This window comes from Granulibacter bethesdensis CGDNIH1, from assembly GCF_000014285.2.
Taxonomy (GTDB): domain Bacteria; phylum Pseudomonadota; class Alphaproteobacteria; order Acetobacterales; family Acetobacteraceae; genus Granulibacter; species Granulibacter bethesdensis.
In genome coordinates, this window is record NC_008343.2 from 513,150 (window position 1) to 540,140 (window position 26,991).

27 protein-coding genes are annotated in these 26,991 nt (G+C 60.4%); 14 read left to right on the top strand and 13 right to left on the bottom strand.

Annotated elements, in window-relative coordinates; translation table 11 throughout:
• Positions 1-39 precede the first annotated feature (39 nt).
• From GBCGDNIH1_RS14680 to gloB, 3 genes are read right to left on the bottom strand one after another with little or no spacing between them, the layout of a single operon-like run.
• Entirely contained in the window at positions 40-507 is a 468-nt protein-coding gene (locus tag GBCGDNIH1_RS14680; protein ID WP_232449672.1) for a cupin domain-containing protein, read from the bottom strand.
• Positions 504-1,109: a glutathione S-transferase family protein gene (locus tag GBCGDNIH1_RS14685; protein ID WP_011631160.1), complete on the bottom strand. Its 606-nt coding sequence runs from the start codon at positions 1,107-1,109 to the stop codon at positions 504-506. Before GBCGDNIH1_RS14685 ends, GBCGDNIH1_RS14680 begins: the two co-directional genes overlap by 4 nt.
• A 27-nt stretch (positions 1,110-1,136) precedes the next feature.
• Positions 1,137-1,865, bottom strand: a complete 729-nt coding sequence (gene gloB / locus GBCGDNIH1_RS14690; RefSeq protein WP_011631161.1) for a hydroxyacylglutathione hydrolase — start codon at positions 1,863-1,865, stop codon at positions 1,137-1,139.
• A 115-nt stretch (positions 1,866-1,980) separates the two neighbouring features.
• Here gloB and GBCGDNIH1_RS14695 point away from each other — a divergent pair, with 115 nt between their 5' ends.
• From GBCGDNIH1_RS14695 to GBCGDNIH1_RS14705, 3 genes are all read left to right on the top strand, one after another.
• Positions 1,981-2,808, top strand: coding sequence for a class I SAM-dependent methyltransferase (locus GBCGDNIH1_RS14695; RefSeq protein ID WP_072563869.1), 828 nt, complete (start codon positions 1,981-1,983; stop codon positions 2,806-2,808).
• A 74-nt stretch (positions 2,809-2,882) separates the two neighbouring features.
• Positions 2,883-3,287 carry a hypothetical protein gene (locus GBCGDNIH1_RS14700; RefSeq protein WP_157691969.1) on the top strand — a complete coding sequence of 135 codons (405 nt, stop codon included), beginning with the start codon at positions 2,883-2,885 and terminating at the stop codon, positions 3,285-3,287.
• Between the two features lie 342 nt (positions 3,288-3,629).
• Complete coding sequence (locus tag GBCGDNIH1_RS14705) at positions 3,630-5,027, top strand: autotransporter strand-loop-strand O-heptosyltransferase (protein WP_011631164.1); 1,398 nt, start codon at positions 3,630-3,632, stop codon at positions 5,025-5,027.
• Positions 5,028-5,105: 78 nt separating this feature from the next.
• Here GBCGDNIH1_RS14705 and GBCGDNIH1_RS14710 read toward each other — a convergent pair whose 3' ends face one another.
• Positions 5,106-5,588: a nucleoside deaminase gene (locus tag GBCGDNIH1_RS14710; RefSeq protein WP_050748516.1), complete on the bottom strand. Its 483-nt coding sequence runs from the start codon at positions 5,586-5,588 to the stop codon at positions 5,106-5,108.
• Between the two features lie 73 nt (positions 5,589-5,661).
• On the opposite strand from GBCGDNIH1_RS14710, the gene GBCGDNIH1_RS14715 reads away from it, so the two are divergent.
• The 4 genes from GBCGDNIH1_RS14715 to GBCGDNIH1_RS14730 all read left to right on the top strand — a co-directional run bounded on the left by GBCGDNIH1_RS14715 (position 5,662) and on the right by GBCGDNIH1_RS14730 (position 8,123).
• Positions 5,662-6,384, top strand: a complete 723-nt coding sequence (locus GBCGDNIH1_RS14715) for a gamma-glutamyl-gamma-aminobutyrate hydrolase family protein (protein ID WP_011631166.1) — start codon at positions 5,662-5,664, stop codon at positions 6,382-6,384.
• 11 nt (positions 6,385-6,395) lie between these two features.
• Positions 6,396-7,136 carry a pseudouridine synthase gene (locus GBCGDNIH1_RS14720; protein WP_408874665.1) on the top strand — a complete coding sequence of 247 codons (741 nt, stop codon included), beginning with the start codon at positions 6,396-6,398 and terminating at the stop codon, positions 7,134-7,136.
• 9 nt (positions 7,137-7,145) lie between these two features.
• Positions 7,146-7,712 carry a 16S rRNA (guanine(966)-N(2))-methyltransferase RsmD gene (gene rsmD, locus GBCGDNIH1_RS14725; RefSeq protein WP_011631168.1) on the top strand — a complete coding sequence of 189 codons (567 nt, stop codon included), beginning with the start codon at positions 7,146-7,148 and terminating at the stop codon, positions 7,710-7,712.
• Between the two features lie 63 nt (positions 7,713-7,775).
• On the top strand, positions 7,776-8,123 hold the full coding sequence (locus tag GBCGDNIH1_RS14730; RefSeq protein WP_025286014.1) for a tRNA-binding protein: 348 nt from the start codon (positions 7,776-7,778) through the stop codon (positions 8,121-8,123).
• Between the two features lie 59 nt (positions 8,124-8,182).
• Here GBCGDNIH1_RS14730 and GBCGDNIH1_RS14735 read toward each other — a convergent pair whose 3' ends face one another.
• The 6 genes from GBCGDNIH1_RS14735 to GBCGDNIH1_RS14760 form a co-directional block, all read right to left on the bottom strand.
• Complete coding sequence (locus GBCGDNIH1_RS14735; protein ID WP_011631170.1) at positions 8,183-9,661, bottom strand: ArnT family glycosyltransferase; 1,479 nt, start codon at positions 9,659-9,661, stop codon at positions 8,183-8,185.
• 1 nt (position 9,662) lies between these two features.
• A complete protein-coding gene (gene mutL / locus GBCGDNIH1_RS14740) occupies positions 9,663-11,522 on the bottom strand; it encodes a DNA mismatch repair endonuclease MutL (protein WP_011631171.1) in 1,860 nt (619 codons plus the stop codon).
• A 45-nt stretch (positions 11,523-11,567) separates the two neighbouring features.
• The gene (locus GBCGDNIH1_RS14745; protein ID WP_025318199.1) at positions 11,568-12,143 is read right to left on the bottom strand and encodes a DUF3035 domain-containing protein; all 576 of its coding nucleotides are present in this window, start codon (positions 12,141-12,143) and stop codon (positions 11,568-11,570) included.
• A 126-nt stretch (positions 12,144-12,269) separates the two neighbouring features.
• Entirely contained in the window at positions 12,270-12,824 is a 555-nt protein-coding gene (gene lspA / locus GBCGDNIH1_RS14750) for a signal peptidase II (RefSeq protein WP_011631173.1), read from the bottom strand.
• A gap of 37 nt (positions 12,825-12,861) precedes the next feature.
• Positions 12,862-15,720, bottom strand: a complete 2,859-nt coding sequence (ileS, locus tag GBCGDNIH1_RS14755) for an isoleucine--tRNA ligase (RefSeq protein ID WP_050748385.1) — start codon at positions 15,718-15,720, stop codon at positions 12,862-12,864.
• Positions 15,721-15,922: 202 nt separating this feature from the next.
• Positions 15,923-16,864: a bifunctional riboflavin kinase/FAD synthetase gene (locus GBCGDNIH1_RS14760; RefSeq protein WP_025286021.1), complete on the bottom strand. Its 942-nt coding sequence runs from the start codon at positions 16,862-16,864 to the stop codon at positions 15,923-15,925.
• Positions 16,865-17,022: 158 nt separating this feature from the next.
• Between GBCGDNIH1_RS14760 and GBCGDNIH1_RS14765 the strand changes: the two genes are divergently transcribed.
• Together GBCGDNIH1_RS14765 and GBCGDNIH1_RS14770 are read left to right on the top strand one after the other, a co-directional pair.
• Complete coding sequence (locus GBCGDNIH1_RS14765; RefSeq protein WP_043453536.1) at positions 17,023-18,741, top strand: M3 family oligoendopeptidase; 1,719 nt, start codon at positions 17,023-17,025, stop codon at positions 18,739-18,741.
• A 95-nt stretch (positions 18,742-18,836) separates the two neighbouring features.
• Positions 18,837-19,550, top strand: a complete 714-nt coding sequence (locus GBCGDNIH1_RS14770) for a phosphatase PAP2 family protein (RefSeq protein ID WP_050748386.1) — start codon at positions 18,837-18,839, stop codon at positions 19,548-19,550.
• Positions 19,551-19,865: 315 nt separating this feature from the next.
• Here the strand turns inward: GBCGDNIH1_RS14770 and purF are convergent, their stop codons facing one another.
• Both purF and GBCGDNIH1_RS14780 read right to left on the bottom strand, forming a co-directional pair.
• A complete protein-coding gene (purF, locus tag GBCGDNIH1_RS14775) occupies positions 19,866-21,344 on the bottom strand; it encodes an amidophosphoribosyltransferase (RefSeq protein WP_025318205.1) in 1,479 nt (492 codons plus the stop codon).
• A gap of 66 nt (positions 21,345-21,410) precedes the next feature.
• Complete coding sequence (locus GBCGDNIH1_RS14780) at positions 21,411-22,001, bottom strand: CvpA family protein (RefSeq protein WP_011631179.1); 591 nt, start codon at positions 21,999-22,001, stop codon at positions 21,411-21,413.
• A gap of 168 nt (positions 22,002-22,169) precedes the next feature.
• Here GBCGDNIH1_RS14780 and GBCGDNIH1_RS14785 point away from each other — a divergent pair, with 168 nt between their 5' ends.
• The 5 genes from GBCGDNIH1_RS14785 (at position 22,170) to GBCGDNIH1_RS14810 (ending at position 26,593) form a co-directional block, all read left to right on the top strand.
• Positions 22,170-23,936: a Na/Pi cotransporter family protein gene (locus GBCGDNIH1_RS14785; protein WP_232449673.1), complete on the top strand. Its 1,767-nt coding sequence runs from the start codon at positions 22,170-22,172 to the stop codon at positions 23,934-23,936.
• Between the two features lie 49 nt (positions 23,937-23,985).
• On the top strand, positions 23,986-24,696 hold the full coding sequence (gene minC, locus GBCGDNIH1_RS14790; RefSeq protein ID WP_025286028.1) for a septum site-determining protein MinC: 711 nt from the start codon (positions 23,986-23,988) through the stop codon (positions 24,694-24,696).
• 163 nt (positions 24,697-24,859) lie between these two features.
• Positions 24,860-25,675 carry a septum site-determining protein MinD gene (gene minD / locus GBCGDNIH1_RS14795; protein WP_011631182.1) on the top strand — a complete coding sequence of 272 codons (816 nt, stop codon included), beginning with the start codon at positions 24,860-24,862 and terminating at the stop codon, positions 25,673-25,675.
• The gene (minE, locus tag GBCGDNIH1_RS14800) at positions 25,672-25,926 is read left to right on the top strand and encodes a cell division topological specificity factor MinE (RefSeq protein WP_011631183.1); all 255 of its coding nucleotides are present in this window, start codon (positions 25,672-25,674) and stop codon (positions 25,924-25,926) included. Before minD ends, minE begins: the two co-directional genes overlap by 4 nt.
• Before the next feature lie 361 nt (positions 25,927-26,287).
• Positions 26,288-26,593: a hypothetical protein gene (locus GBCGDNIH1_RS14810; protein WP_125910972.1), complete on the top strand. Its 306-nt coding sequence runs from the start codon at positions 26,288-26,290 to the stop codon at positions 26,591-26,593.
• Between the two features lie 13 nt (positions 26,594-26,606).
• Here the strand turns inward: GBCGDNIH1_RS14810 and GBCGDNIH1_RS14815 are convergent, their stop codons facing one another.
• Positions 26,607-26,927: an antibiotic biosynthesis monooxygenase family protein gene (locus GBCGDNIH1_RS14815; protein ID WP_025318210.1), complete on the bottom strand. Its 321-nt coding sequence runs from the start codon at positions 26,925-26,927 to the stop codon at positions 26,607-26,609.
• Positions 26,928-26,991 lie beyond the last annotated feature (64 nt).

The following is a 26,991-nucleotide window of genomic DNA, read 5'->3' on the forward strand; positions in this document are numbered from 1 at the left end:
GATGAACCCGGATGTCTGTGCATCCGGGTTTTTCCGGTATCAGCCCGGTTGCCAACCGGGTGGGGCAAGTTCGAAGCCCTCAAACCGGAAAGCAGGGGCTACGATGCAGCTGACCAGAGTCCAGCTTCCGAGACTTTCCGCCGCCTGCCATGCATGCGGCCTGACCACACCCTGAAGCGTTTCGCCTTGACTGAGATAAGGCCCGATCCGCAAGCGTGTGGTGGATGTCCCATCCTCTGACAGATGCAGATGAAGCGGCGCACCAGCCTGCCATATCCATAGCTCCGATGCGTCCACCCTGTGCCAGTGGCTGCGTTGCCCGGCAGCCAGCAGGAACAGGATCGCGGTTCCGGCTTCTCTCTCTGCCGGTCCTGACGCTGCGGCACGCCAGGTTTCGCGGTAAAAACCGCCTTCCGGATGAGGGGTAAGACCAAGATGCGAGATCACTGTCCCGGCCGGGAGGGAAGTGTCGCGCAGATCAATCCCGGGCAGAATGTTGCCGGTCACGCGGGCTTTGGCACGCTGCGGGCAAGGGCTGGTTCCTGAGAAATGGTCTCGAACCATTGGGCGAGGCGCGGATGGTCTGAACGCCAGTCCTCATGGCTGAAACGCAGATCGAGATATCCCAGTGCGCAGGCGACCGAGATGCTGCCGATATCCAGTAAGGTATGGGGGAGCGCGGTTTCCAGAAAATCCAGCCCGCGCAGCACGGCCTGACGCTGCCGTTCAATGACGGCATCACGGGCTTCCTCTCCGGGGCGGGTTTCCTCGCCACGCCGCAGGACTGCAGCATCCATGATACCATCTGCCAGCGCCTGTTGCCGCAGGACAACCCACCGCGCCGGGCTTTCCGGACGGGGAAACAGCTTCATGCCGCCATCCGGGATGCTGTCCAGATACTCGCAGATCACCGGGCTGTCATAGATCGCCAACCCGTCACTGGTCAGCAGGGTGGGTATCTTGGACAGGGGATTGGCGGCCAGCAGTTCAGGCGGTGAGGCATGGGGGCTGGTTGGGATCAGAGTGATTTGCTGATCAATTTCGCGCGCGATCGCACAGGCGATGACTTTGCGTGCGAACGGGCTGAGTGTGGAATAGAACAGTTTCACGAGGCCGCACTTTCAATGAAATAAAGATCAGAACCGGTCTTTCATCTGCCTCAACTCACCAAGGGCATGGGGGTTTGAGGCCCGGAGAAACGGGTTGGTCGCCAGTTCCTGCGCCAGAGTAACGGGCAGGGATGGCTGCCCTGACGCCCTCATCCGTGTGACATCGGCGGTTCGTCGCTGCAAGACTGCGTTGTCCGGATCGACATGCAGGGCAAAACGGGCATTGGCGGACGTATATTCGTGGCCACATGCTATCAGCGTATCGGCTGGTAGAGTAGCGATTTTACGCAGGCTCTTGAACATGTCCTCTGGCGTGCCTTCGAACAAGCGGCCGCATCCCAGGCTGAACAGGGTATCGCCGCAGAACAGAAACGGTCCCTGCGGCATAAAATAGGAGATATGCCCCCGTGTGTGGCCGGGCGTGTTGATCACCTGGAATTCGGCCAGCGTTCCGAAGGGCAGCCTGTCGCCCTCATGCAGGGCATGATCCAGCCGGGGCAGCCTGTCTGCATCTGCGGCGGCCCCGGCGATCAGGGCCCCGGTCCGCTCCCGCAGGGCTGCGGCGGCGGCAATATGATCATCATGGTGATGGGTCAGCAGGATCAGAGCCAGATGTCCGCCACTCTGGCGAAGTGCTTCCAGTGCGGGCTGTTCCTCGCAGGGATCAATGATCGCGCGGAGATCGCTTTCCGTGTCGCTGACCAGCCACGCATAGTTGTCGGTGCGCATGGGAACAGGATGGAGTGCCAGTGTCATGGTGTTAGTGTACCATGGCTGGGAGGCTGCGGAAATACACAGGCCATACACATGGGCAAAGCCATGTCTGTAGCAGGGCCTGTGGCAGATGGGGTTTGTGAACCGGATGCGTCGGATGGAAAAACTACCCGACATGCAGCAGGCCGCCGCGTTCTATGGCACTCTGGCGGGGGAGGTCGTGGCCAGTCTGCTGCGTGCAAGACTGCGTCTGTTATGGCCGGGCGAAGAATGCGAGGGCCAGACCTTGCTGGGTCTGGGCCATGCCGCCCCCTACATGCGATGCTGGCGCAGCACGGCGTATCGCTGTGTTGTCGGGTCTTTGCATCCTTCTGCCGGCCAGGTCTGGCCCCCTGCCGGTCGCACACTCAGTTGTGATGCGACTCCATCGGCATTACCGTTTCCGGATCTCAGTATCGACCGCATCGTGCTGGTTCATGCGCTGGAGATGACGGATCACGCACGCGCTCTGCTGCGGGAGGTATGGCGTATCCTGAAAGATGACGGACGGCTGATGGTGGTTGCACCGAACCGGACCGGGTTATGGGCGCATCTGGATACCAATCCGTTCGGGCAAGGGCAGCCATTTTCTCACGGCCAGATCGAGCGTCTGCTGGCTGCTTCCCTGTTCCGGGTGGAGCGAAGGGATGCCGCGCTGTATATGCCTCCCGTGTTTCATAGCCGTGCGCTTCTGCGTGCTGCATGGCTGTTTGAATCGACCGGCCGCCATCTGATACCCGGGCTTGCAGGCGTTACGATCAGTGAGGCCGTCAAGGATGTGTATGCGGGTGTGCCGCTGCGCCCGACCATCCGCAAGCGGTTGATGGTACAGGATGCGGCGGAGCATCTGGTATCACAGAAGGCATTTACACCTGTTTCTCACCCCTCTACGACTTCTGATTGTGGGGTAGCATCCCCGGATCGATCATCAGTCGGAAACTCATGATAACGCGCCCTATCGGATCTACCCCGGCTTCGTGCGCAGGAGATATCGTTTTGCGGCGTGCCCGGATTTTGACCGTGTCCCTGCTGGTTCCAGCTTTGCTCGGGCTGAACGCCTGCGGTTCATCCAACAGTCATCCCGCTCCATCGCCGCTTGCTGCCGCCACGTCATTGGATGCCTATGATGGTAGCTACACTGGCAGCCGTACAATCTCCGCGGTGAAAGGCAGCCGGGCCAAATGCGGGCAGGATTTCGATCAGGCGGCCATCAGGGTCACCCATGGCATGGCCATTCTGCGCTTCATCGCGCACCGGCATCCTGTCGTATTCCGCACTCCTGTCGCGCCGGATGGCACGTTCATGTCTACCTTCAAGGGAAATACCCTGGACGGTCATTTTACCGGAGACAGTTTTGAGGGGGTTGTTGATACGCGGGCTTGCACCTATCAGGTGCAGGCAAAGCGGGATGAGGCTGTTCGCTGAAATAATGATCTGCTTTTGCTTGAAACAGGGCCTCGGCATGAATCCATAAGGCCCTGCGATAGAACGGAGATCGTCCGGTCTTGCGCTGTGCTGTCTCGGTCAAGGCTGAATGGCATTGCCAATCTTCAGCTGTGTTGTATAGTCCACAGACTATCAACCAATGCGACAGAGCTGCCTTTAGGTTCCATGCTGAAGCAGGTCGATGAATTGATTTTAATGTCATTTATACTGGCGATATCTTTAGCAGTATGAAAAGATTAAAGTAATCAAAACTTACAATTTACTTTGGGCATATTAGGTTAATTATTTTTAATATCTCAAGCCAGCGGCGAGATCTGACATTTGACCGACATCTCTTCTTCTTCTGCACAGGACGCTTCTGCATCTGTTCCTGTTTCGCATATTCCAGCCTCCTCGACCGAATCTGCCCCGACACAGCAGCCTGCTCCTGAGATCAAATCACCTTATCCTGCAGTGGCTGATATTCCGACGCAGGAAGGGCCGCGCGGTATTCGTTATGATTTCAATCTCGGAGCACGGGTGTCACTCCCTGAACGTCAGGAGAAGCCGTTCATTGTCTGTCTGAGGGATATTGATACCGGGAACATCCTGTTCCTGTCCTCTGGGCCTGCGACATTCATCAATTCGGCAAAGCGGTTTTTCGTCCGCTTCCGGATCGAGATATGGGACTCTCCCGATGGCGGTCCGGCCAGTGGGAAGGAGCCGTTTTTTGTGCATGATTACGATGCACGGGGCCGTGATATCCTGGTCCAGTTTCCGGTCGGCACGCTCGGCGATATCATGGCGTGGTTTCCCTATGCTGCCCGCTTTGCCGAGAAGCATGGCTGCAAGCTGACCTGCGCCCTGTCGGAACTCATCATTCCGGTTCTGGAAAAAGCCTACCCGCATATCACCTTCGTCACGCATGACGAGATGAAGGAAAAGAAGCTGGCGGAGACATTCTACGCCACATATTCGCTGGGTCTGTTCTTCGATGATGTCGACTGTGCCTGGCAGCCGACTGATTTCCGCTTTGTAGGACTGCATCGAACGGCGGGCTATATTCTTGGTGTGGATCCGGAAGAGGAAGCACCTCGTCTGGCGCTGCCGGATGAAAGCCGCCCGATTCCGGAGCCCTATGTCTGTATTGCTGTCCAGAGTTCGACCCAGTCGAAATACTGGAATAATCCGACCGGCTGGCGCAGCGTCATCGCTGAGTTAAAGCGGGCTGGCTACCGCGTGATCTGTATCGACCAGAAAGCCGTTCATGGAGTGGGTCTGGTCTGGAATCATATTCCCAACGGTGCGGAAGACGAAACCGGCAATCGCCCGCTGACGGAGCGCGCCCGCTGGCTGCGTCACGCGGATTTCTTCGTCGGTCTGAGTTCCGGCCTGTCCTGGCTGGCCTGGGCAGCCGGAACGCCAGTGGTCATGATCAGCGGCTTTACCCACCCGACCAATGAGTTTCACACGCCTTACCGTGTTCACAACTGGCATACCTGCAACAGTTGCTGGAACGATGCCAGTATTCGCTTTGATCATCACGATTTTATGTGGTGCCCTCGCCAGAAGGACACACCGCGTCAATTCGAATGTACCCGGCTGATTTCCGCGGATTATGTGATTGATAAGATCCGCACGATCCCGGCTTTTCAGAAGCAGCTGGCGCGGATGGAAGCCAGCGCAGTGGTCAAAAAGAATGAAACAGCCTCCCATCCGAAAAAACTTCAGAAAGCCTGAAGCATTGGCTGACTGCTCATTCCGCTCATCCCGGCAGAACTCGCGGATGGGCGGAATTATTTCTTCAAGACGCTGGTTTTACCGCCGAGCCTGAAAAAAGCTGCGCAGCAAAGCGACTGCTTCTGTCTCTCGCACGCCGCCGATGATTTCCGGCTGGTGATGGCAGGAGGAAGCATTGAGCACTCTGGCACCATGCTCGATGCCGCCCCCTTTTGGATCGTACGCGCCGAAAATGATCCTGCGGATGCGGAAATGGCTGGCCGCCTGTGCACACATCGGGCAAGGCTCCAGCGTCACGTAGAGATCACAGCCTATCAAGCGTGTTGAGCCGAGTCGTTTTGCAGCTTCACGCATGGCAAGCATTTCGGCATGCGCACTGGCGTCATGATTGGCCTCCGTCAGATTATGCGCCTGCGCCAGCAGATATCCTTCCGGGCTGATCACCACGGCACCGACCGGCACCTCCGCCGCGGCCGCGGCGAGACGGGCCTGTTTTAGAGCACGTTCCATGGCCTCACCCGGACCGGGGCGAAACAGGAAAGGGGGACAGTTTTCCTGCATGCTCAGCGCATTGTGCCGTATATGCCGCGTATAACGTGTTTCATCCGCCGCCAATCCGCTTTAGCTAGAGACCATGAACAATACGACTCGTCCCCTGATTGGCGTAACTCTGGATACCGAGCAACCTGGCGGGTATTCGAAATATGACTGGTACGCCTTGCGTGCAAATTATGCCGGCGCGGTCATTGCGGCTGGCGGTTTGCCGGTGGCATTGCCCCATGATCCGGTACTGGCTGAAGCCTATCTGGAGCGGATCGACGGTCTGGTGGTGACGGGCGGTGCTTTTGATGTCGATCCGGCGCTGTATGGCGACGGTGCAATGCATGAGACCGTTACTCTCAAGGAATCCCGCACGGCCTCTGAACTGGCCCTGACACGAGGGGCATTGGCGCGGAATATGCCGGTGCTCGGCATTTGTGGGGGGCAGCAATTGCTGGCTGTGGCGCTGGGTGGCACCCTGATTCAGCACATTCCCGATAGCATTGAAAACGCCCTGGAGCATGAGCAACCCAACCCGCGGCATCAGCCGGGGCATGAGGTCACAATCCTGCCCGGCACTCTGTTGCACAGGATTGTGGGGGCAGAGCAGATGCAGGTAAATTCCGCCCATCATCAGGCGGTTCGCGCGCCGGGGCCTCATGCACGTACCAACGCCGTTGCCCCGGATGGGGTGGTCGAGGGGATTGAGGATATGCGTTATCGCTTCTGTCTCGGCCTGCAATGGCATCCCGAATTTCTGATCGACCCCGGTGACACCCGTATTTTTGCGGCCTTCATCACGGCCTGCGCATCATGACGGAGGAGCGGATGGAAGATGCTGATTCAGGGACGCCGCGTGGTGAGCGCATTGCGAAATGGCTGGCACGGGCGGGCGTGGCCAGCCGCCGTGACGCGGAAAAGCTGGTGGAAGATGGTCGGGTCCGCCTGAATAACCAGGTGGTAACCCATCCCGCGACATTTGTGGGGTCGGGCGATCTGGTCACCGTCAATGGCGCTTTGGTGGAGGCGCCGGATCGCACGCGGCTGTGGCGCTATCACAAGACTGATGGAGTGATGACTACCCATCGCGATCCGCAGGGCCGCCCGACCGTGTTCGAGAAGCTGCCTTCGAGCATGCCGCGTGTGGTGAGTGTGGGACGGCTTGATCTCAACAGCGAGGGTCTGTTGCTCCTCACCAATGATGGCATGCTGGCTCGCAGGCTGGAACTGCCGCAGACCGGTTGGATCAGACGCTATCGCGTGCGGGTGCATGGTGATGTGACGCAGGCGATGCTGGATAGTCTGGCGCGTGGCGTCACCGTGGAAGGTGTCCGTTATGGCTCGATCGAAGCCGGGCTGGACAGCAGCAAGGGCAGCAATTCCTGGCTGACTGTTTCCCTGAAGGAGGGGAAGAACCGTGAAATTCGTAAGGTCATGCGGCATATCGGGCTGCATGTGACGCGGCTGATCCGTATCGCTTACGGCCCGTTCCAGCTTGGTCAGCTTGGCAAAGGCGAGGTGGAGGAAGTAACCGGAAAGGTGCTGCGTGAGCAGCTTCCCCGCGATTAAGGCGCCGTCATGAGGATCGTTGCCGGGCAATGGCGAGGCCGGGCGTTGATTGTCCCCCCCGGACAGGCGACCCGCCCGACGGCGGACCGGGTGCGGCAGGCTTTGTTCGATATGCTGCTCCATGCACCTTGGGGCGGACGTAGCCTGCTTGATGGCGCCACCGTGCTGGATGGATTTGCCGGTACCGGCGCGCTGGGGCTGGAGGCTTTGTCGCGCGGCGCGAAGGAGGCCGTGCTGATTGAGCGTGATCCTGCGGCACTCCGAGCCTTGCGGGCTAACGTCACTGCGCTGGGGGCAGGGGAGCGGGCAAGGATTCTGGCGGCCGATATGCTGGCCCCTCCTTTGGCGTCTGCGGCATGCAGCCTCGTTTTTCTTGATCCACCCTATCGTCAGGATTATGTGCCGAAGGCGCTATCGGCTTTGCGGGTGAAAGGCTGGATAGCACCCGATGCCCTGATCATCGCCGAATGTGCATGGGATGAGGTACAACCAGTCGAAGCGACCGGGGCGTTGCTGGCCGAACGGGAGCATGGTGCGGCCAGGATCATGATCTGGCGATCCGTTGACTCGGTCTGACCGATCCTGTGCGGAGTGTACCTCGCTCATCAGCACAGTTGATCTTGGTTTCAGGGAGGGATGATGAGCTGTTACCCGGACACAATAAGCTGGGATGATTTTGAAAAAATAGATCTCAGGGTTGGAATTATCAGATCCGTAGAACGCAATGAAAAGGCCAGAAAACCGGCCTATCTTCTTAAGATCGATCTGGGGGATAGGGGAGAGAAAATTTCCAGTGCTCAAATTACGGATAAATACACACAAGACGATTTGATCGGGATGCAGGTACTATGCGTTTGTAATTTGCGCCCGAAACTGGTTGCCGGGGTTAAATCCGAAGTCCTGGTCACGGGTATTTATGATGATCAGCACCATGTTGTTTTGGCTACTTTCAATCATGCTTTGAAACCTGGAAGCAGACTCAGGTAGGAAGCTGAAAAGCCAATGCTTATGGGTGACCGTCTGTCTCTTCGTAGCGATCTCATCCATTATTGAGCTGTGTGTGCTGGACCCGGCACCATGATTCGCCAGTTTCCTTGTGCAGGATCAAGGGGCCGATAAATCTGTCCAATGAGCGAGGGCAGCGGGGTGCCAATTTCTCCCGCACTGGCTGAATGGTTTGATTGCTCCAGAATGATGGCGCTGAAGGTCTTATCCTCCAGTGCTTTCCGTAACAGGTGATCATCCCCCGATAAGGCAACGTTCTGGCCGTACAGGAAAAAGTCGAGGACGAAATTCTGACCAGCCCAGAAGCATAGAGCAGGCATTTCACAGGCGACAGGCCCGGGCATCGCCGCGATCCGGGTTTCCATGGAACGCCAGGCACGCAGATCGTCAGTGAGATGGCGTCGTTCGCCGATGATTTTTGGAATGGCAACCAGTCCGACGATCAATAACGGCGCGGCGATAAACACTCGCATGCGCCAAGGATTGTCCGCCGGAATGGAGGCGCTGCCAGAAACGGCCACGGACAGGCAAAGCGCGATCGCAGCCTCGATATGGGCATTCACATCTACGCCTTGCCCGCTGCGCTGGAAAATCCCGAGTGGGAGAGCGATCAGGACGAAAATCAGGATCAGATCAAGCCGATCATCCTGTCGCCGCATTTGCAGTAGTGGCCGGGAGGCAATGAGCATCGGCAGCAGCACCAGCAGAGGTACGATGGATTTATCGGCCATGCGAAGGATGGAGAGATGCCGTTTGGCGCCGACAATGTCGCGCATCATATCCGGCCCGTACAGCATCAGACAGAGCACGGTCACCCCCGCCAGACCGACCAGTGCGGTGATGCACCAGATACGCCACGCACGGCGGTGATACAGCAGCAGCCATATCCCTACTGCGAGCGGTGCAGCCAGCAGATTATGCTTGATCATCCCGCCGCACAGCAGCAGCAGTGCGGAGCCGACCGTGCAAGCCGCCGAGGGTGATTCCCCGGCCTGTTTCGGCAGGATCAGGGCCATCCCGGCCATCATGACCGCATCCGCCATCCATTGCGGGTCATCCAGCCCGACATAGCGTCGCAGCAGGGTGGCATTGAGCGCCATGAACAACAGCCCACCCAACCATGGTGCATAATCAGCCGGCGAGGCAACTCTGATCATCAACCGCCTGATCATCCAGACGATGATCCCGCCCACGGTGAGCATCGACAACAGCGCCAGCAGCCGGCCGGCAAGAATAGGGTCACCGGTCAGTTTTGCAGTCCAGCCGACGATGTAAAACGAGAGTGGCGGATAATTGTTGCCGGTCAGCCCATCCAGAGGCGGGTACAAGGCCTGTCCGGACAAAGCCTGCCGGGTCTGAAACGCATTCCATCCCTCATTGGGATCGCGTGAGAGATGATCCCCCAGACTCAGTACCCGTTCCGCAATCAGACCGAATGACAGCAGTCCGAGCAGCCATAAAAGCGCATGGCTGGCGCGTCCCCACCATAATGATGGAGATGAGGGGGAAATATTTTTCATTTCACCGCCGCCCGAACAGGCTCTCGATCTCGGCTTTGCTGAGGCGCAATACGGTGGGGCGGCCATGGCTGCATGTGGCGGCGCGTGGCGTGGCCTCCATCTGCCGGAGCAGGGCGTTCATCTCCGGCACGGTCAGACGCCGTCCAGCGCGGATGGAGCCATGGCAGGCCATACGTGCAATGACGGCATCCAGCCTGCTTTCCAGCGCGATGCTGGCGCCCAGCTCGGCCAGTTCCTCGGCGATATCCCGCAGCAGGGCGCTGACAGATTGCGGCTTCAGCAGAGCAGGCAAGGCGCGCACCAGAACAGCCCCGGGGCCGAAGGCTTCTATATCCAGTCCCAGCTTTGCGAGCGAAGAGGCCGCATCCAGCAGATGGGTCGCTTCCCGTGGCGGCATCTCCACCACTTCAGGCAGCAGCAGCGCCTGGCTGTTTACGGTGCCATCCAGCAGGGCGCTGCGGAGAGCCTCATGGGTCAGTCTTTCATGCGCGGCATGCTGATCAACGAGCACCAGCGCTCCGTCCGCCGCGACGGCAATCACATAGGTATCCAGCACCTGCGCCACCGCGGCCCCCAGCGGATAGGCGGGATCAGGGAGCGGTGGTGCGGGTGCCGATCGATCCTGAACCGTCTCGGGGGCAGAGGACATGGCGCCACGGGCGGCTGGTGCATCCTGAAGCGGTAACTGGGCCTCCGCGAAGCCGAAGTGCGGGCGTACCGGGGGAGCAGCAGCGTAGCCACCACCGCGCGTCGGCGTATAGCTGGGTCGGGAAATATTCAGCCGAGGGGGCGGAATGCTAAGGGTGGAAGATGCCTTTCCCCCATTCTCGGTTTGTCCGACCGGTCCGCCGACCCCGGCTGCAAGAGTGCGGCTGATCGCGCCGATGATCAGCCCGCGCACCGCGGCGGCATCGCGAAAACGTAGTTCCGTCTTGGCCGGATGGACATTCACGTCCACATCTTCCGGCGGCACGGTCAGCTCCAGCGCCACAACCGGGTGGCGGCCATAGGGGATCACGTCCCGATAGGCCACGCGCAAGGCCGTGCGCAGCATCGGATCGGTAACCGGGCGTCCGTTCACCACGAAACTCTGGGAGGCTCCGGTGGCGCGGGTCAGGGTAGGGGCGCAGATGAAGCCACCCAGCAGCAGCGTATCGCGTTCGGCAGAAACGGGCAGGATGGCAGCAGCGGCTTCTTCCCCCAGCAGCGCGGCGATGCGTGCCTGCGGGGTGGCGGCGGGAAGGTCAAAGATTTCCCGGCCATCGATTTCACAGCGGAACGCGACATGGGGGGCAGAGAAAGCCAGCCGCCGCACGGCGATTTCGGCCTGATCGGCCTCACTGCGAGGTGTTTTAAGAAATTTGCGGCGGGCGGGGGTCGCAAAAAACAGATCCCGCACCACAATGCGGGTTCCTTGTGGACCGGAGGCCGGTATGACCGCTCCAACGCGGCCCCCTTCAACGGTGATACTGTGGGCATGGTCACAGGCGGCGGTGCGACTGGTGATGCTCAGCCGTCCGGCGGCCCCGATAGAGGGCAGGGCCTCCCCCCTGAAACCCAGTGTGGCGATGCGGATCAGTGAGTCGTCGGTCAGTTTGGAGGTGGCATGACGCTGGATAGCCAGAGCCAACTCCTCCTCCGTCATGCCGCTGCCATCGTCCCGAACCTCGATCCGCGTGATGCCGCCGCCTTCCAGCGCCACGACGATGCGGGTCGCTCCGGCATCCAGGGCGTTTTCCACCAGCTCCTTCACCACGGCGGCGGGACGCTCAATCACTTCGCCGGCGGCGATGCGGTTGATCGTCGTATCCGACAGCAGGCGGATGCGCGGCGAGAGGGAGGGAGCGGCAGAGTCTGTCATGGATCGGATAATAGACCGAAACGGCCCGATCCAGAAGAAACCGGCTCAGAAGATCCCGAGGAAGCTGCTTTTTTTCTGCGGGGTCTGTGTGGTGGCAGTTGTCGGAGGCGGGGGAACCGTGATGCCCTTCTGACGCAGGCGGGCGGCTTCCTCGGCAGCGTTCAGCGTGGTGGGGACGGTATCGTCCTGCCAGAACATCAGCTTGTCCATCAGACCGGATTTTTTGGTCTGCCCGGGTAAGGGCTCGGCCTGCATAGGCTGCGGCTGTCTGGCCGGACCGGCGGCACTCAGCAGGGCCTTTTGTCCAGACCTGGCCGTGGTGCCCGGATCGGCCAGCGCTGCGGAAGGACTCAGCGCGGCTTCAGCGCTGATCTGCTCATTCTGTTCCTGCGGACGAGGCGCACCGGGGCGCGGTGGCTGCAACGGCCCGTCCAGAGTGGGGGGAATGTCCAGCGGCGCGCGGGTCGTGACCTTGAATTCATCGGGCGCATCGTGCACCAGCCCGAACGTGCGGAGCGTGCTTTCGCCGCAGCCGGAAACAGAGCAAAGGATTGCAATGGCGGAAAGGGAGCGGAACAGTCTTGTGCAGCAGGCAGTCGGGCGGCGCGGAAATGTGGTCATGGGTGCAGTGCTCATCATCCGGGCTGGGTCACGGCACTGGCGGCCGGGACTGGCGCATTCTTGAGAGGGAAGAATAGCGGGAACGATGCCGTCTGTCTGCACCGGCCATGCCATAACGGGGCTATATCAGCCTTCTCCGGTTCGGGTTTCCCTTTGGGTCCGCCCGATCAGCGTATCGATAATCAGCAGGGCAACGCCGATCACAATGGCTGCGTCGGCCACGTTGAACACAAACCATGACAACTCGCCTACATGCGCATGGATGAAGTCTACGACCGCGCCGAAGCGGAACCGATCAATCACATTCCCGATCGCCCCGCCGCCGATCATCCCCAGCGCGATGGCAATCAGCCGGTTTTCCGCACGCCGCATCCACAGCAGCAATCCGGCGACGATCAGGATCGCTCCGCCGCCCAGTATCCAGATACCGGCAGGCCCAAACCCGTTCAGCAGGCCGAAAGTGACCCCCCGGTTCCATACCATGGTCAGGTTCAGGACGGGCAGCAGCACAATCTGATGTTTCTCCGGCAAGTTTACCGTTTCGAGGATGAACCATTTGCTGCCCTGATCGGCCAACAGCACGATGAGGGCGGCAAGAATACCGATCGGCATATAGAATCCCGGAAACCGCCGTGCTTTCTCGGCGGCTCCGGCGCGGCGGAGGGCGGCAATGCTGCTCATGACGTCGTATCCTTCGCCTCTTCCTGTAACCCCGATTTCAAGCGCTGCGGCAGATCAGACCGCTCTCGACCGCATCCGCGCAGCGTACACACAGGGCCGGGTGGGCGGCAATGCTGCCGACTTCCGGAAGGACTTTCCAGCAGCGCGCGCATTTCCGGCCGGGCGCGCGGGTGATGGAGACCTCCATCTGCGTACCATCCAGCACGCCTTTGCTGGCTCCATCGGCATCGCGGGTAGGATCATAGACCTGTTCCAGCGCCGAGACGATGGTGATGTCCGCCCAGTCCGCTTCCGACAGTAAATCCATTTCCTCCAGCGATAGCGGCAGGCGGACGGCAGCCTGAAGAGAGGCACCGATCTGATTGGCCCGGCGGGCTTCCTCGATCGGCGCTGTAACGCGGCGACGGATGCTGCGGATTTCCTCCCAGCGCCGGGCAAGAACCGGATCGTGCCAGTGATGCGGCAGGGTGGGCAGGGTCTGGAGATGCACACTGTCCTGCTCGCCGAAGCGGGCGGTCCAGGCTTCCTCGGCCGTGAACACCAGCACGGGAGCCAGCCAGATGGTCAGGCAGCGATGCAGATGATCCAGCACAGTCCGCGTGGCGCGGCGACGCGGGCTGTCGGTGCGGTCGCAGTAGAGCACGTCTTTGCGGATATCGAAATAGAAGGCGGATAGATCGGTGGCGCAGAAATTGTGCAGGTCCGGGTAAAGTCCGGTCCAGTCATGGCTTTCCACCGCCTGCCGGAAGCGTGTGTCCAGTTCGGTGAGGCGATGCAGCACCCAGCGCTCCAGCTCCGGCATGTCTGCTTCTCTGACGCGTTCGGCTTCTTCAAACCCGTCGAGGCTGCCCAGAATCCATCGCAGCGTGTTGCGCAGGCGGCGATACAGTTCGCCCTGCTGCTTCAGGATTTCCTTGCCTATCCGCAGATCGTCCCGCGTGTCGGAGGACATGACCCACAGCCGGAGAATATCCGCGCCATACTGGTCGATCACTTCCTGCGGCGCGGTGACGTTGCCGAGGGACTTGCTCATTTTCCGTCCCTGCTCGTCCAGCACGAAGCCATGCGTCAGCACCGCTTCGAACGGAGCCGATCCGCGCGTGCCGACGGCTTCCAGCAGGGAAGACTGGAACCAGCCGCGATGCTGGTCGGAGCCTTCCAGATACAGATCGGCCGGCCATTTCATGTCCCGTGCTTCCAGCACGAAAGCATGGGTGGAGCCGCTTTCGAACCAGACATCGATCACGTCGAACACCTGTTCGTAATCCTCGGGATTGCGATCATTGCCGAGGAAGCGGGAAGGCGGAGAGGAATACCATGCATCGGCCCCTTCCTCCCGGAAGGCGGAGACGATGCGCTCCATCACGGTGGCGTCACGCAGCACCTGTCCGGTGGCTTTTTCCACAAATACGGCGATGGGTACGCCCCAGGCGCGCTGGCGGCTGATGCACCAGTCCGGGCGGTTGGCGACCATGGAGCCGATCCGGTTGCGGCCCTGATCGGGGATGAAGCGGGTACGGTCGATCTCGGCCAGAGCCTGCCCGCGTATGTCTTCCGACCCGTCCATGCGGATGAACCATTGCGGCGTGGCGCGATAGATCAGCGGTGCTTTGGAACGCCATGAATGCGGATAGGAATGCACCAGCGTGCTGCGGGCCAGCAGCATGCCCGCTTCCGACAATGCGGCGCAGACCGGCTCGGCGGCCTTGTAGACATGCAGGCCGGCAAACAGGGGAACGTGTTTGTAGTAGGTGCCGTCATCCCCCACCGTTTCCGGCACCTCGATGCCATGGGCGCGGCCGAGCTGGAAATCTTCCTCGCCATGGGCGGGGGCGGTGTGCACCAGCCCGGTGCCTTGCTCGGTGGTGACGTGATCGCCCGGCAGCAGGGGAACATCGAACTCGTAACCTCGGCCACGTAGAGGATGGGCGGCGATGGCACCTTCCAGCGCAGCCCCTTTGAACTGGCGCAGCACGCGATGCTCCGTGAGACCGGCGGCAGCCAGAGTTTGCGGCAGCAGGGCTTCCGCGACAATCAGGATTTCAGTCCCGCCGGAGCCGGTGGGAATCTCCACCAGCACGTAATCGATCTCCGGCCCGTAGGCGACGGCGCGGCTGCCCGGCATGGTCCATGGCGTGGTGGTCCAGATCACCACATAGGCCCCGATCAGATCAGCCTCGCGAGCGCTGAGCACCGGGTAGCGGACATGAATCGTGGTGCTGGTATGGTCGTGATACTCGATTTCGGCCTCTGCCAGAGCGGTTTTCTCGACCGGACTCCACATCACCGGGCGCAGGCCGCGATACAGTGCTCCATTCAGCAGGAATTTGCCGATCTCGCCCGCAATGGCGGCCTCGGAGCCGAAATCCATGGTGGCGTAGCGATTGGCCCAGTCGGCCTCCACCCCCAGACGGCGGAATTCGGCAGACTGGATATCGAGCCATTTGCGGGCGTAATCGCGGCATTCGGCGCGGAATTGAAGAACCGGCACCTCATCCTTGTTGCGGCCCGATTTGCGATATTCTTCCTCGATCTTCCACTCGATCGGCAGGCCATGGCAGTCCCAGCCGGGCACATAGGCGGCATCGTATCCGGCCATCTGCCGGGCGCGGTTGATCACGTCCTTCAGAATTTTGTTCAGGGCGTGGCCGATATGCAGATGTCCGTTGGCGTAGGGGGGGCCGTCATGCAGCACGAACGGCTCCGCCCCGATGCGGGCATCACGCAGCTTCCGCCCCAGCCCCATCGCCTCCCAGCGCGCGAGAATGCCCGGCTCTTTCTTCGGCAGGTCCCCGCGCATGGGGAAGGAGGTCGCCGGCAGGAAAACCGAGTTCCGGTAATCCGCGGTCTGGTTCTCTTGGGTCTGGGGATCGCTCTGGTCTTGACTATGAGACATGATGGTCCGCCGCTGGAGGGCCGCCAGGATACGGCCCGGAAAGAAAAGAAGAAAATGGAAATCGCCGCGTCTGGCTGGCCGTCGCAACAGGGCACGCAGGCAGGTGCCCGGGCGGCCAGCTACCTAATTCGCAGGCGGGGTCGGGTGGAGATGGACTGAAACGGTCTGGACGACATGGCTGCATTCTGCATCGGGGGGCGGACTATGCTTGGCGCGCAGGAAGCTGGTCAAGCAGCTTCCGTGCTTCAGTCGCATCCTGGGCAATCTGGCCGCGTAGATCATCCAGCCCGGCGAATTTTCGTTCCGCCCTTAAAAATGCGTGCAGGCTGACAGTGATATCCTGATCGTACAGATCACCGCTGAAGTCGAACAGATGTGCTTCCAGCCTGCTTTCCGGCCCTTCATTGACGGTCGGGCGACGGCCGATATTGGCAACACCCGGATATTCGGTGCCGTCAGGCAACCGGGCCGTGACGGCATAGACGCCGCGGGCCGGCTCCAGATGCCGACCGAAGGGGATATTTGCCGTGGGAAAGCCGATGGTGCGTCCGCGTTTGTCCCCGTGCGAGACGATGCCGCGGATTCCCCATGGCCGCCCGAGCAACTGTGCCGCACGCTCCGGATAGCCATCCTGCAACAGGCGGCGGATGCGGGTGGAGGAGAGTGGCCCTTCTGCATCCATGACGGGCGGTACAATGGTCAGCCCGATCCCCAGCGCCTCGCTGCGGGTGGAGAGCAGGGTGATATCGCCGCCGCGTCGGTGGCCGAAGGCGAAATCGGCCCCGCAGGCCAGATGTTTTGCATCCAGCCCGGCCAGCAGAACGCCGGAGATGAATTCCTCGGCTTCCATCAGGCTGAAAGCCTCGTCGAAGGCCAGTTCCACCACCCATGTCACGCCCAGCCGTGCCAGCGCATCGGCGCGCTCGGCAGAGAGGGTCAGGCGGAAGGGCGGATCATAGGGACGGAAGAACTCCCGCGGATGCGGCTCGAAGGTCAGCGCCATCAGGGGGGCGGTCGGTCTGGCCGCATGGGCGGCACGGATAACGGCCTCATGCCCGAGATGCACGCCGTCGAAATTGCCCAGTGCGACGCTTGCGCCGCGGGCTTCGGGGGGGATGTGTCGCCAGTCCGTGATGATCCGCATGCCGCCGTTTGTGCGCGAAGGCTGCGTCGGGATCAATCATTCAGTGCAGCAGAAACAGGCATGGCACCGTGACAGGTGGGGCACCATGACAGGCGGGCATGAATGCGGCAGCCTGTGTTTTCTTACATCGCATTGACCGTAACGGGAGTCTCCCCCTGATGGCCGCACGTTTCGAAAACATATCCGCGCCGAGGCCCACACGGGAAAGCCTCGCCGCGGGACGGGACGCCGTGCTGGCCCTGATGGAAGCAGGAGCATGGGCGCAGGCCCTGTCCACCATGGATCAGGATCGGCGGGATTATGCACGCTGGTCGGCATTGGTACACCTGGCTTTCTCCCGCAACACGGCGGAGGTGGAGGCGAAAGCGGAGCGCAGCTATGCGGATTCTCTCGCGCCTTTTGCGCAGGATTGTGAGGTCACGCTGAAGCGGCGCGTGCTGGCCCATCCTGACCGTGCATCGATTCTGCCTTTGCTGGCACCGCCTTATGGCGAGCATGTGCTGGCGCTGTGGGAGGCGGATATCACCACCTTTATCCCGGCCATTGCGGATGATCTGGAACAGGAATCAAAGCTGGAGGCGGACTATACCGAGCTTCTGGCGGCGGCCCGGCTGGAGATCGGCGGTCAAACCGTCAATCTCTCCGGCCTCGCCCCTTATGCCGAGCATGCGGATCGCGCGATCCGTCATGAGGCGGAGACGGTCCGCTGGCAGTATTTTGCTGATCACGGCGAGAGGCTGGACGGAATTTACGATGCTCTGGTCCGGCTGCGGCATGGCATGGCCCGCAAGCTGGGGGATGAGAACTTCATCGCTCTGGCCTACCGGCGGCTGCGTCGCACCGATTACGGGCCGGAGGATGTCGCCCGCTATCGCGATGCCGTCGCGGAAAAGGTGACCCCGCTGGTTGCCCGTCTGCTGGAAGCAAGGCGGCAGGAGCATGGCTGGGACAGGCTGCGTTTTTGGGACGAAGCGCTGGTCGATCCGCGCGGCAACCCGCAACCGCTCGGCGGGGTGGAGGTGCTGGGCGAGGCTGCTCAGGGCCTGTTCGATGCGATGGACGCGCATCTGCCCGGAGGAGACGCAAAAGGCATCGGAGCCTGTTACCGGTTGATGCGTGCCGGCGGTTTCATGGATCTGGATAACCGTCCCGGCAAGGCGGGTGGGGGATTTTGCACCTCCTTTCCTACGCAATCGGACGGGATGCCGTATATTTTCGCGAATTTTACCGGCACGCATCACGATATCGGCGTGTTCACCCATGAAATGGGCCATGCCTTCCAGAATTATGCCAGCCGCACCCTGCCGGGTATCGATCTGCTCTGGCCGACCTATGAAGCGGCGGAAATCCATTCCATGAGTCTGGAATTCCTGACCTGGCCCGGAATCGGCAAGCTGGTGGGAGAGGACGAAGCCGAGCGTTACCGGCGCATGCACCTGATCCAGTCGCTGGCTTTTCTGCCGTATGGCGTCTGCGTCGATCATTTCCAGCATGAGGTCTATGCCAGGCCCGACGCCACCCCGGCAGAACGCCATGCGATATGGCGGCGGCTGGAAGCCCGTTACATGCCGTGGACCGATTACGGTGATCTGGCGTGGCCGGCGGCGGGCGGGCGCTGGCAGGCGAAGCAGCACATCTACAATTCGCCATTCTATTACATCGATTACACGCTGGCCTTGTGCTGTGCGCTGCAATTCTGGGTGCGCATGCGGCAGGATTATGCCTCGGCACTGACGGATTATGTCGCTCTGTGCGGGCGTGGCGGCGCGGCCCCTTTTACCGCTCTGGCACGTTCAGCCGGTCTGGCCAGCCCGTTTTCCCCCGGTGCCCTGGATGCGGTGGTGGATGAGGCGGCGAAAACACTCGGGTTGATATGATTTTTCTGTGATAAAATCACAAAATAATCCAGAATATCAGTAAGGACGGTATCAAAAGGGTTGGTCGGCAAAGAGGCCGGCCGGGGGTATCAGTGATGAAAATCATCTCCCGGATCGGGGTTTTTACAGTCTCGTTGCTGCTGTGCCTTCTGCTCGGCCCCGCCACGGCCAGCCGTGCCGATCTGGGGCAGTCCGAGTTTGATCAGGCTCTGCAAGCTTTGCAGGGCATTGATCTGGCCAGCCTGTTGCCCCCTCCGCCCGCCCCCGGCAGCCGACAGGCGCAGATGGATATGGAGGCGGTCCGTCAGGCTGTCGCCGCCCGCACGCCGGCGCAGGAGAAAAAAATCCGCGCCGATCATGAGTGCGTGATGGAGCAGTTCGCCTCCGTGATGGGGCCGGATTTCGATCATCAGCATTATCCGCGTCTCGCCGCCATGCTGGATCGTGTCTATCGCGTGGAGGCGCAACTGGTCGCGCAGGCCAAGGCGAAGATTGGTCGTCCTCGGCCCTATACGCTGGATCCTACGCTCAAAACGCTGGAGACACGCTCGGCGCAGGCTTCCTATCCGTCGGGGCATGCTACCTTCGCCTACATGACAGCCGCCATTCTGGCCCGGATTTTCCCGGAGAAACGGGAGGCGCTCTACGCGCGTGCCGGCGTCTTTGCTCATAACAGGGTGGAGGCCGGGTCGCATTTTCCAAGCGATCTGGAGGCAGGGCAAATTGTCGGTGAATGGATTGGCAATGCCATAGAGAAAGCTAGATTACCCAATATAATTGACTCTGACCTAGGTGCTCGATATAAATGAGCTTCCTGATTATTCAGGACGTGCATACACCCCCTGACCAGAAAGGAGAATTAGTGAAGCTTACCTTAGAGGTTAATCACACAACTGTCTATCTCTTCCTAATAATCTTGGAAAAATATTTTCTTTGAAAACCAGAAAGGGCTGATCCAAAGTTTTGGGCCAGCCCTTTCAAGTATATTTACATCCCCGTATGCACGGGGGAGCAGCTTTATTTGAAGCCGAGCTTGAGAACGCTAGCGGGCTATCTCCATTAATATGGAGGTGTATAATTTTACCTGTTAAATACTAGAACGGAAAGCAAATTCTGCCAACAGCCTATCGCGGATCACTCATCTGAGGCTGCCGCATAGCGTTTTCGGAAAAATCCGGAATCGGCACCGGATACTCACCCGTAAAACACGCATCGCAATAATACGGCTTGCTGTCATCGCGTCCGGGCCGCCCGAGTGCGCGATACAGCCCGTCCAGAGAAATGAACGCCAGGGAGTCCGCTCCAATCAGCTTGGCCATTTCCTCGACATTGTTGCGGGCAGCCAGCAGCTTGCTGCGTTCCGGCGTGTCGATGCCGTAGAAGCACGAATATGTGGTGGGCGGAGAAGAAATGCGCATATGGACTTCGGCGGCTCCGGCCTGACGCACCATCTCCACGATCTTGCGGCTGGTGGTACCCCGCACGATGGAGTCATCCACCAGCACCACGCGCTTGCCCTCCAGCGCGGCGCGGTTGGCGGAGTGTTTCAGCTTTACGCCCAGATGACGGATCTGGTCGGTCGGCTCGATAAAGGTGCGACCCACATAGTGATTGCGGACGATACCGAGTTCGAACGGCACGCCCGATTCCGCCGCATATCCCATCGCGGAGGGGACGCCTGAATCCGGCACGGGCACGATGACATCGGCCTCGACATGGCTTTCGCGGGCCAACTCGCGCCCGATGCTCTTGCGGGCATCATAGACGGAAATGCCTTCCAGCACTGAATCCGGACGGGCGAAATAGATGTATTCGAACACGCAGAAGCGGGAGGTCGTGCGGCCGAAGGGACGGATGCTGTGCACACCCTGATCGTTGATGACGACGATCTCGCCCGGCTCCACATCCCGTACGAATTCCGCGCCGACGACATCCAGCGCGCAGGTCTCGCTCGCCAGGACCCATGACCCCGGCGCACCGGCGGCGCCGGGAATGCGGCCCAGAATCAGGGGGCGAACCCCCATCGGATCACGCACGCCGAGCAGCGCATCGGTGGACAGGGCCACCAGAGAGTAGGCCCCCGTCACCTGCTTGATGGCATCAATCAGCCGGTCCACCACAGTGGAATAGAGGCTGATCGCGATCAGATGGACGAAGACCTCGCTGTCTGTGGTGGACTGAAACAGGCAGCCACGCCGGACCAGCGCCTTGCGCAGGGTCAGGGCATTGGTCAGGTTGCCGTTATGGGCGACGGCCAGACCCCCGAACTCGAAATCGGCATAAAGCGGCTGCACGTTGCGCAGCAGGGTCTCGCCGGTGGTCGCGTAGCGGTTATGCCCGATCGCGTGCGGACCGGGCAGGGAGGCCATGATCCGTGCATCACCGAAATTATCGCCGACCAGCCCCAGGCCCTTATGCGTATGATGGCGCTGCCCGTCATAGCTGACGATGCCGGTTGCTTCCTGTCCGCGATGCTGCAGCGCATGCAGGCCGAGTGCGGTAATGGCGGCGGCATCCGTGGCATTCCAGATGCCGAACACCCCGCATTCCTCATGCAGCGTATCGTCCTCGGCCCGATCGACCATCAGGGTCTGCGGCGTCATGGGACCGGTTCCGCCGGAAGAGGCGGCGGCATCGTGAAGCTCGTCGGAACGGGTCGGCTGCGCCATTTATTTACTCTCCTGCCCCTCGCTGGGCCGTCTTCCGGTGGCATAGCCGCGGGGGCTTGCCTGCATATAGTCCTGCGCCCTGGTGTCCACCTTTGCAGGGGCAGCCAGTTTCGGGCGGTATTCTTCCGGGACTTCTTCGGTCAGGCGGACCGCTCCCGCATAGATATAGGGTAAGGCACGTGCTTTCAGTACCGGCTCCGGCCAGTTTTGCACAGGAATCAGCAGCCCTGCCGCGATATAGGCGCAGAGCATCAGAGCGAAGCCGCGCACGATGCCGAAGACCAGCCCCAGCGTGCGATCCAGTCCCCCGAGAACGGAGCCGCGTACCAGTTTCCCGATCATGGAGGCGACAACCGACAGCACGATCAATGCCACCACAAAAACGATGGCAAAGGCGGCCGGATCGGCCAGCGCATGATCCGGGATCAGAGTACGGATCTGCGGAGTGACGGATGTAAAGCTTCGTGCCGCGATCCAGGCGGCCCCCACCCATGCGCCAATCCCCAGAGCCTCGCGCACGAAGCCCCGCGTAAAGGCCAGCATGGCCGATACGGCCAGAACCGCCAGCACGGTCAGGTCGACCCAGTTCATAGCGGCTGGATCAAGGCAGGGCGCATAACAGCGCCATGGAGGGTGGCCCGGTTCACGGTCATCATCATGTCACGAAAAGGTGCAGCGAGGCGCATATATCGACCCTCTCGCTCTGATGCCAGCGCGGAGGCTGCATTGCAGCATATCCTCGCAAAATAAGTGACCATCATGTCACGCTTTGTCCCGGGCCGGTATAGTGGCATAAGCCCGGTCAAGCATGCCCGGACGTTGACAGAAACCGATCCGTCACTGGCGGCGCAGGATCGAACAGGGCAAGGTGCCGGCATGGATGTGTCGATGGCATTGCTGAATCTGGCTGGCTCCGTGGCGTTGCTGCTGTGGGGCGTGCATATGGTTCAGACAGGTATTCAGCGTGCACTGGGGGCGCGGCTGAATATTTTTCTCACCCGGGCGCTGCGGAACCGTTTCAAGGCCTTTCTGGCCGGCATGGGCGTCACCGCCATTCTTCAAAGCAGCACCGCCACCGGGCTGATGCTGACCGGATTCGCGGCAGGCGGGTTGGTGGAACTTGCTCCGGCGCTGGCGGTCATGCTGGGTGCCAATGTCGGCAGCACGCTGATCGTCCAGCTTTTGTCTTTCGACATTGCCGCTGTGGCGCCCGTAATGATCCTGATCGGGGTCATGATGTTCCGTCGCGGGCAGGCGGCCACACGGGATACCGGGCGCATCATGATCGGGCTTGGCCTGATGCTTATGGCGCTGCACAGCTTCGTGGCCCTGCTGGAACCCTATGAGCACGCAGGGCAGGCGCGGGAGCTGCTGGGCGTTGTGGCCAGCTGGCCGTTGCTGGATCTTCTGCTGGGGGCCGGGTTGACATGGGCGGCGCATTCCAGCGTGGCGACGGTATTGCTGATGATGAGTTTCGCACAGAAAGGCGCGATTTCTCCCGATGCCGCTTTTGCCATGGTGCTCGGCGCGAATATCGGCACTGCGATCAATCCGGTGCTGGAAGGGGCATCGGGAGAAGATCCCGCGGCCCGTCGGCTGCCGTTGGGTAACCTGCTGCTCCGCACACTGGGGGCGGTGGTGGCAATGGTGGTGCTGGGGCCTGTCGGTCGTCTGATGGTGCAGATCGAGCCGGATGCGGGCAGGGCCGTCGCGGATTTCCATACCGCCTTCAACCTTATGCTGGCGATTGTGGCGTTTCCCCTTCTGGACGCATTCGCAAACATGCTGAAGCGGATGCTGCCCGCCAGACAGGATGAGGATGATCCGGCCCGCCCGCTCTATCTGGATGGAGCAGCCGTGGAAAGCCCGCCCGCTGCACTCGGTGGGGCAGCGCGGGAGGCCCTGCGGCTGGTCGATGTGCTGGAGACGATGTTGCATGGGCTGAAGGAGGCATTCGCCCGTGGTGGCCGAAAGGGGATTGCCGATACCAGGCGGCTCGACTCGGTGCTCGACCGCCTCAATGCTGCGATCCGCTCCTATCTGACCCGGATCGATCCGGAAGCCATGAGTGAGGCCGATCATCGCAGGGTGCGGGAAATCCTTTCATTCGGCACGAATATTGAAAATGCGGGCGATGTGATCGAACGTAATCTGCTGTCTCAGGCGATGAAAAAATTTAAGGGCGGGATTGCCTTCTCCCCCGAGGCGGATGCCGAGATCCAGACATTGATCGAGCGCTGTACCAGCAATCTTCGCAACGCTGCGGCCCTGTTCATGACCGAGGATGTGCGCCTCGCCCGCCGTCTGGCAGCGGAAAAGGAAGTGTTCCGGGATGCCGAAAATAGCGCCACCGAACAATATTTCCGGCGGCTGCGGACGGAAGGGAAAGCGGCCGAGCTGGAAAACCTGTATCTGGATGTGTTGCGTGACCTGAAACTGATGAACACGCATCTCGTGGCCGCTGCCGCCTATCCGGTGCTGGAGGCGCATGGGGAACTGGCCGCCAGTCGTCTGCGGGTTGAATGAGGCTTCCTTCTGCGGTCCTTGGTTGACGTCGGACCGTTTCCGATTGTACGTGAGCAGCGTGACATCAGAAGTCAAAACCCGTCCCTTTTTCCGCGTGCGCGGTCGGTCCTTCATTGCTGTCGTCCTGGTACCGGAACAACCGGTGCATGACTGGCTGGGGGAGCTTGATGCGCAGATCGAGCGGTCACCGAGCTTTTTCGACCGTCGCCCGGTGGTGGTAGACCTGTCTGTTGCCGGGTTGCAGGAACCCGGCCTGATGGCACTCTTTGCCGAGCTGGAAGCCCGCAATATCCGCCCCATCGGGATTGAGGGGCTGGATGAAGCCGAAGAAGAATGGAGCGAAAATCTGCTTGCTTCCCTGCCGCCGGTGATTCGCGGCAGCCGTGCTGCGGGCGATCTGGATATTCCTGAAGAAACCCGGCCGGAAGAAATGATGGCCCTGGTCGTAGAGCGCCCCGTGCGCTCCGGCCAATCTGTCGTGCATGACAAGGGGGACGTGATTGTGATCGGCTCCGTCGCATCCGGGGCGGAGGTCGTTGCGGGCGGTTCCATTCACGTCTACGGCACGCTCCGTGGACGTGCGATTGCCGGATTGATGGAAGACGGAACCCCCCGTATCTTCTGCAGCAAGCTGGAAGCCGAGCTGGTGGCGATCGAAGGCGTCTGGAAAACCGCCGATGATATGGAACCATCCCTGCGCGGCAGGCCGGTGCAGATCATGCGTGACGGTGAAACGATCAAGATCGTCGCGTTCGACTAAAGGGGCCTCTTACGCTGGGCCGATATGTTGGCTATCGTCGAAACGATAAGGCATCCGTGTTTCAGTGGCCCTGATGATCATGGCACAGCGTGGGTGACCGGGTCATGATCTACGGTGGAGCATCCCCAATGTGGATGCGGTTGAGCGCCTGAGGGAGGCTTGAATGTCTAAGGTTTTGGTTGTGACCTCGGGCAAGGGCGGTGTCGGCAAGACGACATCGACTGCCGCGCTGGGTGCGGCATTGGCCCAGCTGGGCAAGACCGTCTGTGTCGTCGATTTCGATGTGGGCCTGCGCAATCTTGATCTGATCATGGGTGCGGAACGTCGTGTGGTGTTCGACCTGATCAATGTAGTGCAAGGCGATGCGCGCCTCAGCCAGGCCCTGATCCGTGACAAGAGGGTTGAAAATCTCTCCCTGCTGCCTGCCAGCCAGACCCGTGACAAGGATGCGCTGACCCCGGAAGGTGTGCAGACCGTGATTGAGGAACTGCGCACACGTTTTGACTGGGTGGTCTGTGACAGCCCCGCCGGGATCGAAAAAGGCGCCACGCTCGCGATGCAGTTTGCCGATGTCGCGGTTGTGGTGACCAATCCCGAAGTGTCATCCGTGCGCGACAGTGATCGCATCATCGGTCTGCTGGATTCAAAAACGGACAAGGCGCAGAAAGACGAGCGCATCGACAAACATCTCTTACTAACCCGTTATGACGCTGTGCGGGCGGCGAAGGGCGAGATGCTGAAGGTTGATGACGTGCTGGAGGTTCTGTCGATTCCTCTGCTGGGCATCATTCCCGATAGCGAAGAGGTGCTGAAAGCTTCCAATGTCGGCTCACCCGTGACGTTGAATGCACCGCAGAGCGTCCCGGGCAAGGCCTATTTCGATGCTGCAAGGCGCCTGCTGGGTGAGGATGTGCCGATGGTGGTGCCGTCCGAGAAGCGCGGGCTGGTTGGTCGTCTGTTCGGCAGGAGGGTTGCGTGAGCTTATTCGGCTTTCTCCAACGTAAACCGACGGCCCAGGTCGCCCGCAACCGGCTTCAGATTCTGCTGGCGCATGAGCGGGGGCTGGAGGGTAATGCTGACCTTGCCGCCATCCTGCAGGAAGAGATTATTGCGGTCATCGCGAAGCATGTCGAGATCGACCGGGAAAAGGTGCAGGTCAAGCTTGATCGCGGCTCTGCTTTTTCCACACTGGAAATCGATGTCGAGATGCCAAATGGAAAGAAGGCTTGAGCATCCGGGCAGGCCGTTCAGGGTGAAATCATCCTGCCTGTTGCTTCCCTTCAGTCTGGCCTTATGTCTGGGTTTGGCAGGATGCGGTTCTTCACATCATCGTTATACAGGCGGCGGTACGCCTTATACCGGTGGGGCATCTTATGAGGAGTCCCCTTATCCTCAAGCGGGGCAGACGCTCGATTTCCGGACTCGTGCACAGGTGAACTGTGCCGCCGGGGATGCCGGGTCCTGCAAAATTCTCCGCGCCATCCGCTGAGATTTTTGTGATCACAGGCAAAGACAACTGATCACTTTGTGGGGCGTTATGTGTCTTGACCCGAACTTTATCGGGGACAAATCACAGCCAGAGGGACGCGCCATGACCGGACCGCTTTATCGTGACCGTCATAACCTGACTGCGGCAGCCATATTGTTGATCAGTGTTATCGTCAGTGGGAAATCTTTTGCGAGTGAGCATGGCGCTGAAGCACCGGCCGGTTCTATTGCAGCGGCGAAGGCCGTGCATGTCGGTTTGGGCATTGGCAGTGGTGTCGGGTCACAATACTGGTATGTACCTGGTGCCCCTTACAGTGCGGGGGATGCGGACTCATCCGAGCATGAAAAGGGCAGCCTGCGTCAGATGTCGGACGGTGTGGAACCGTCCTGGTATCCCGTAAAAAAATAAAGGCTATCTGTTATCAGGGTTTTTGCTGAAGCGTCTGGATAATCTCGAACCCTTCGAATTCAGGATGCCCGAGATAAAGCGGTCGATTGCTGCCGGCATTTTTATGAGCCGCGCGGAAAGCTTCTGATCTGGTCCAGGCTTCGAAGGTAGCGTGGCTTGCCCATATTGTATGCGATGCATAGAGGACATGATCCTCACGTACCGGGCCTTTCAAGAGATGAAATTCGATGAAACCCGGTACAGTCTCCAGAAAACTGGGCCGATTGGCCCAGACTTCCTCAAATGCCTGTGTGGCATCCGGCAGAACCTTGAACCGGTTCATGGCAATAAACATAAGCACTTCTCCTGCTGCCGGTTGGCCAGCCTGATGTAGCGGGCCGCCCCTTGTATCCGGCGAT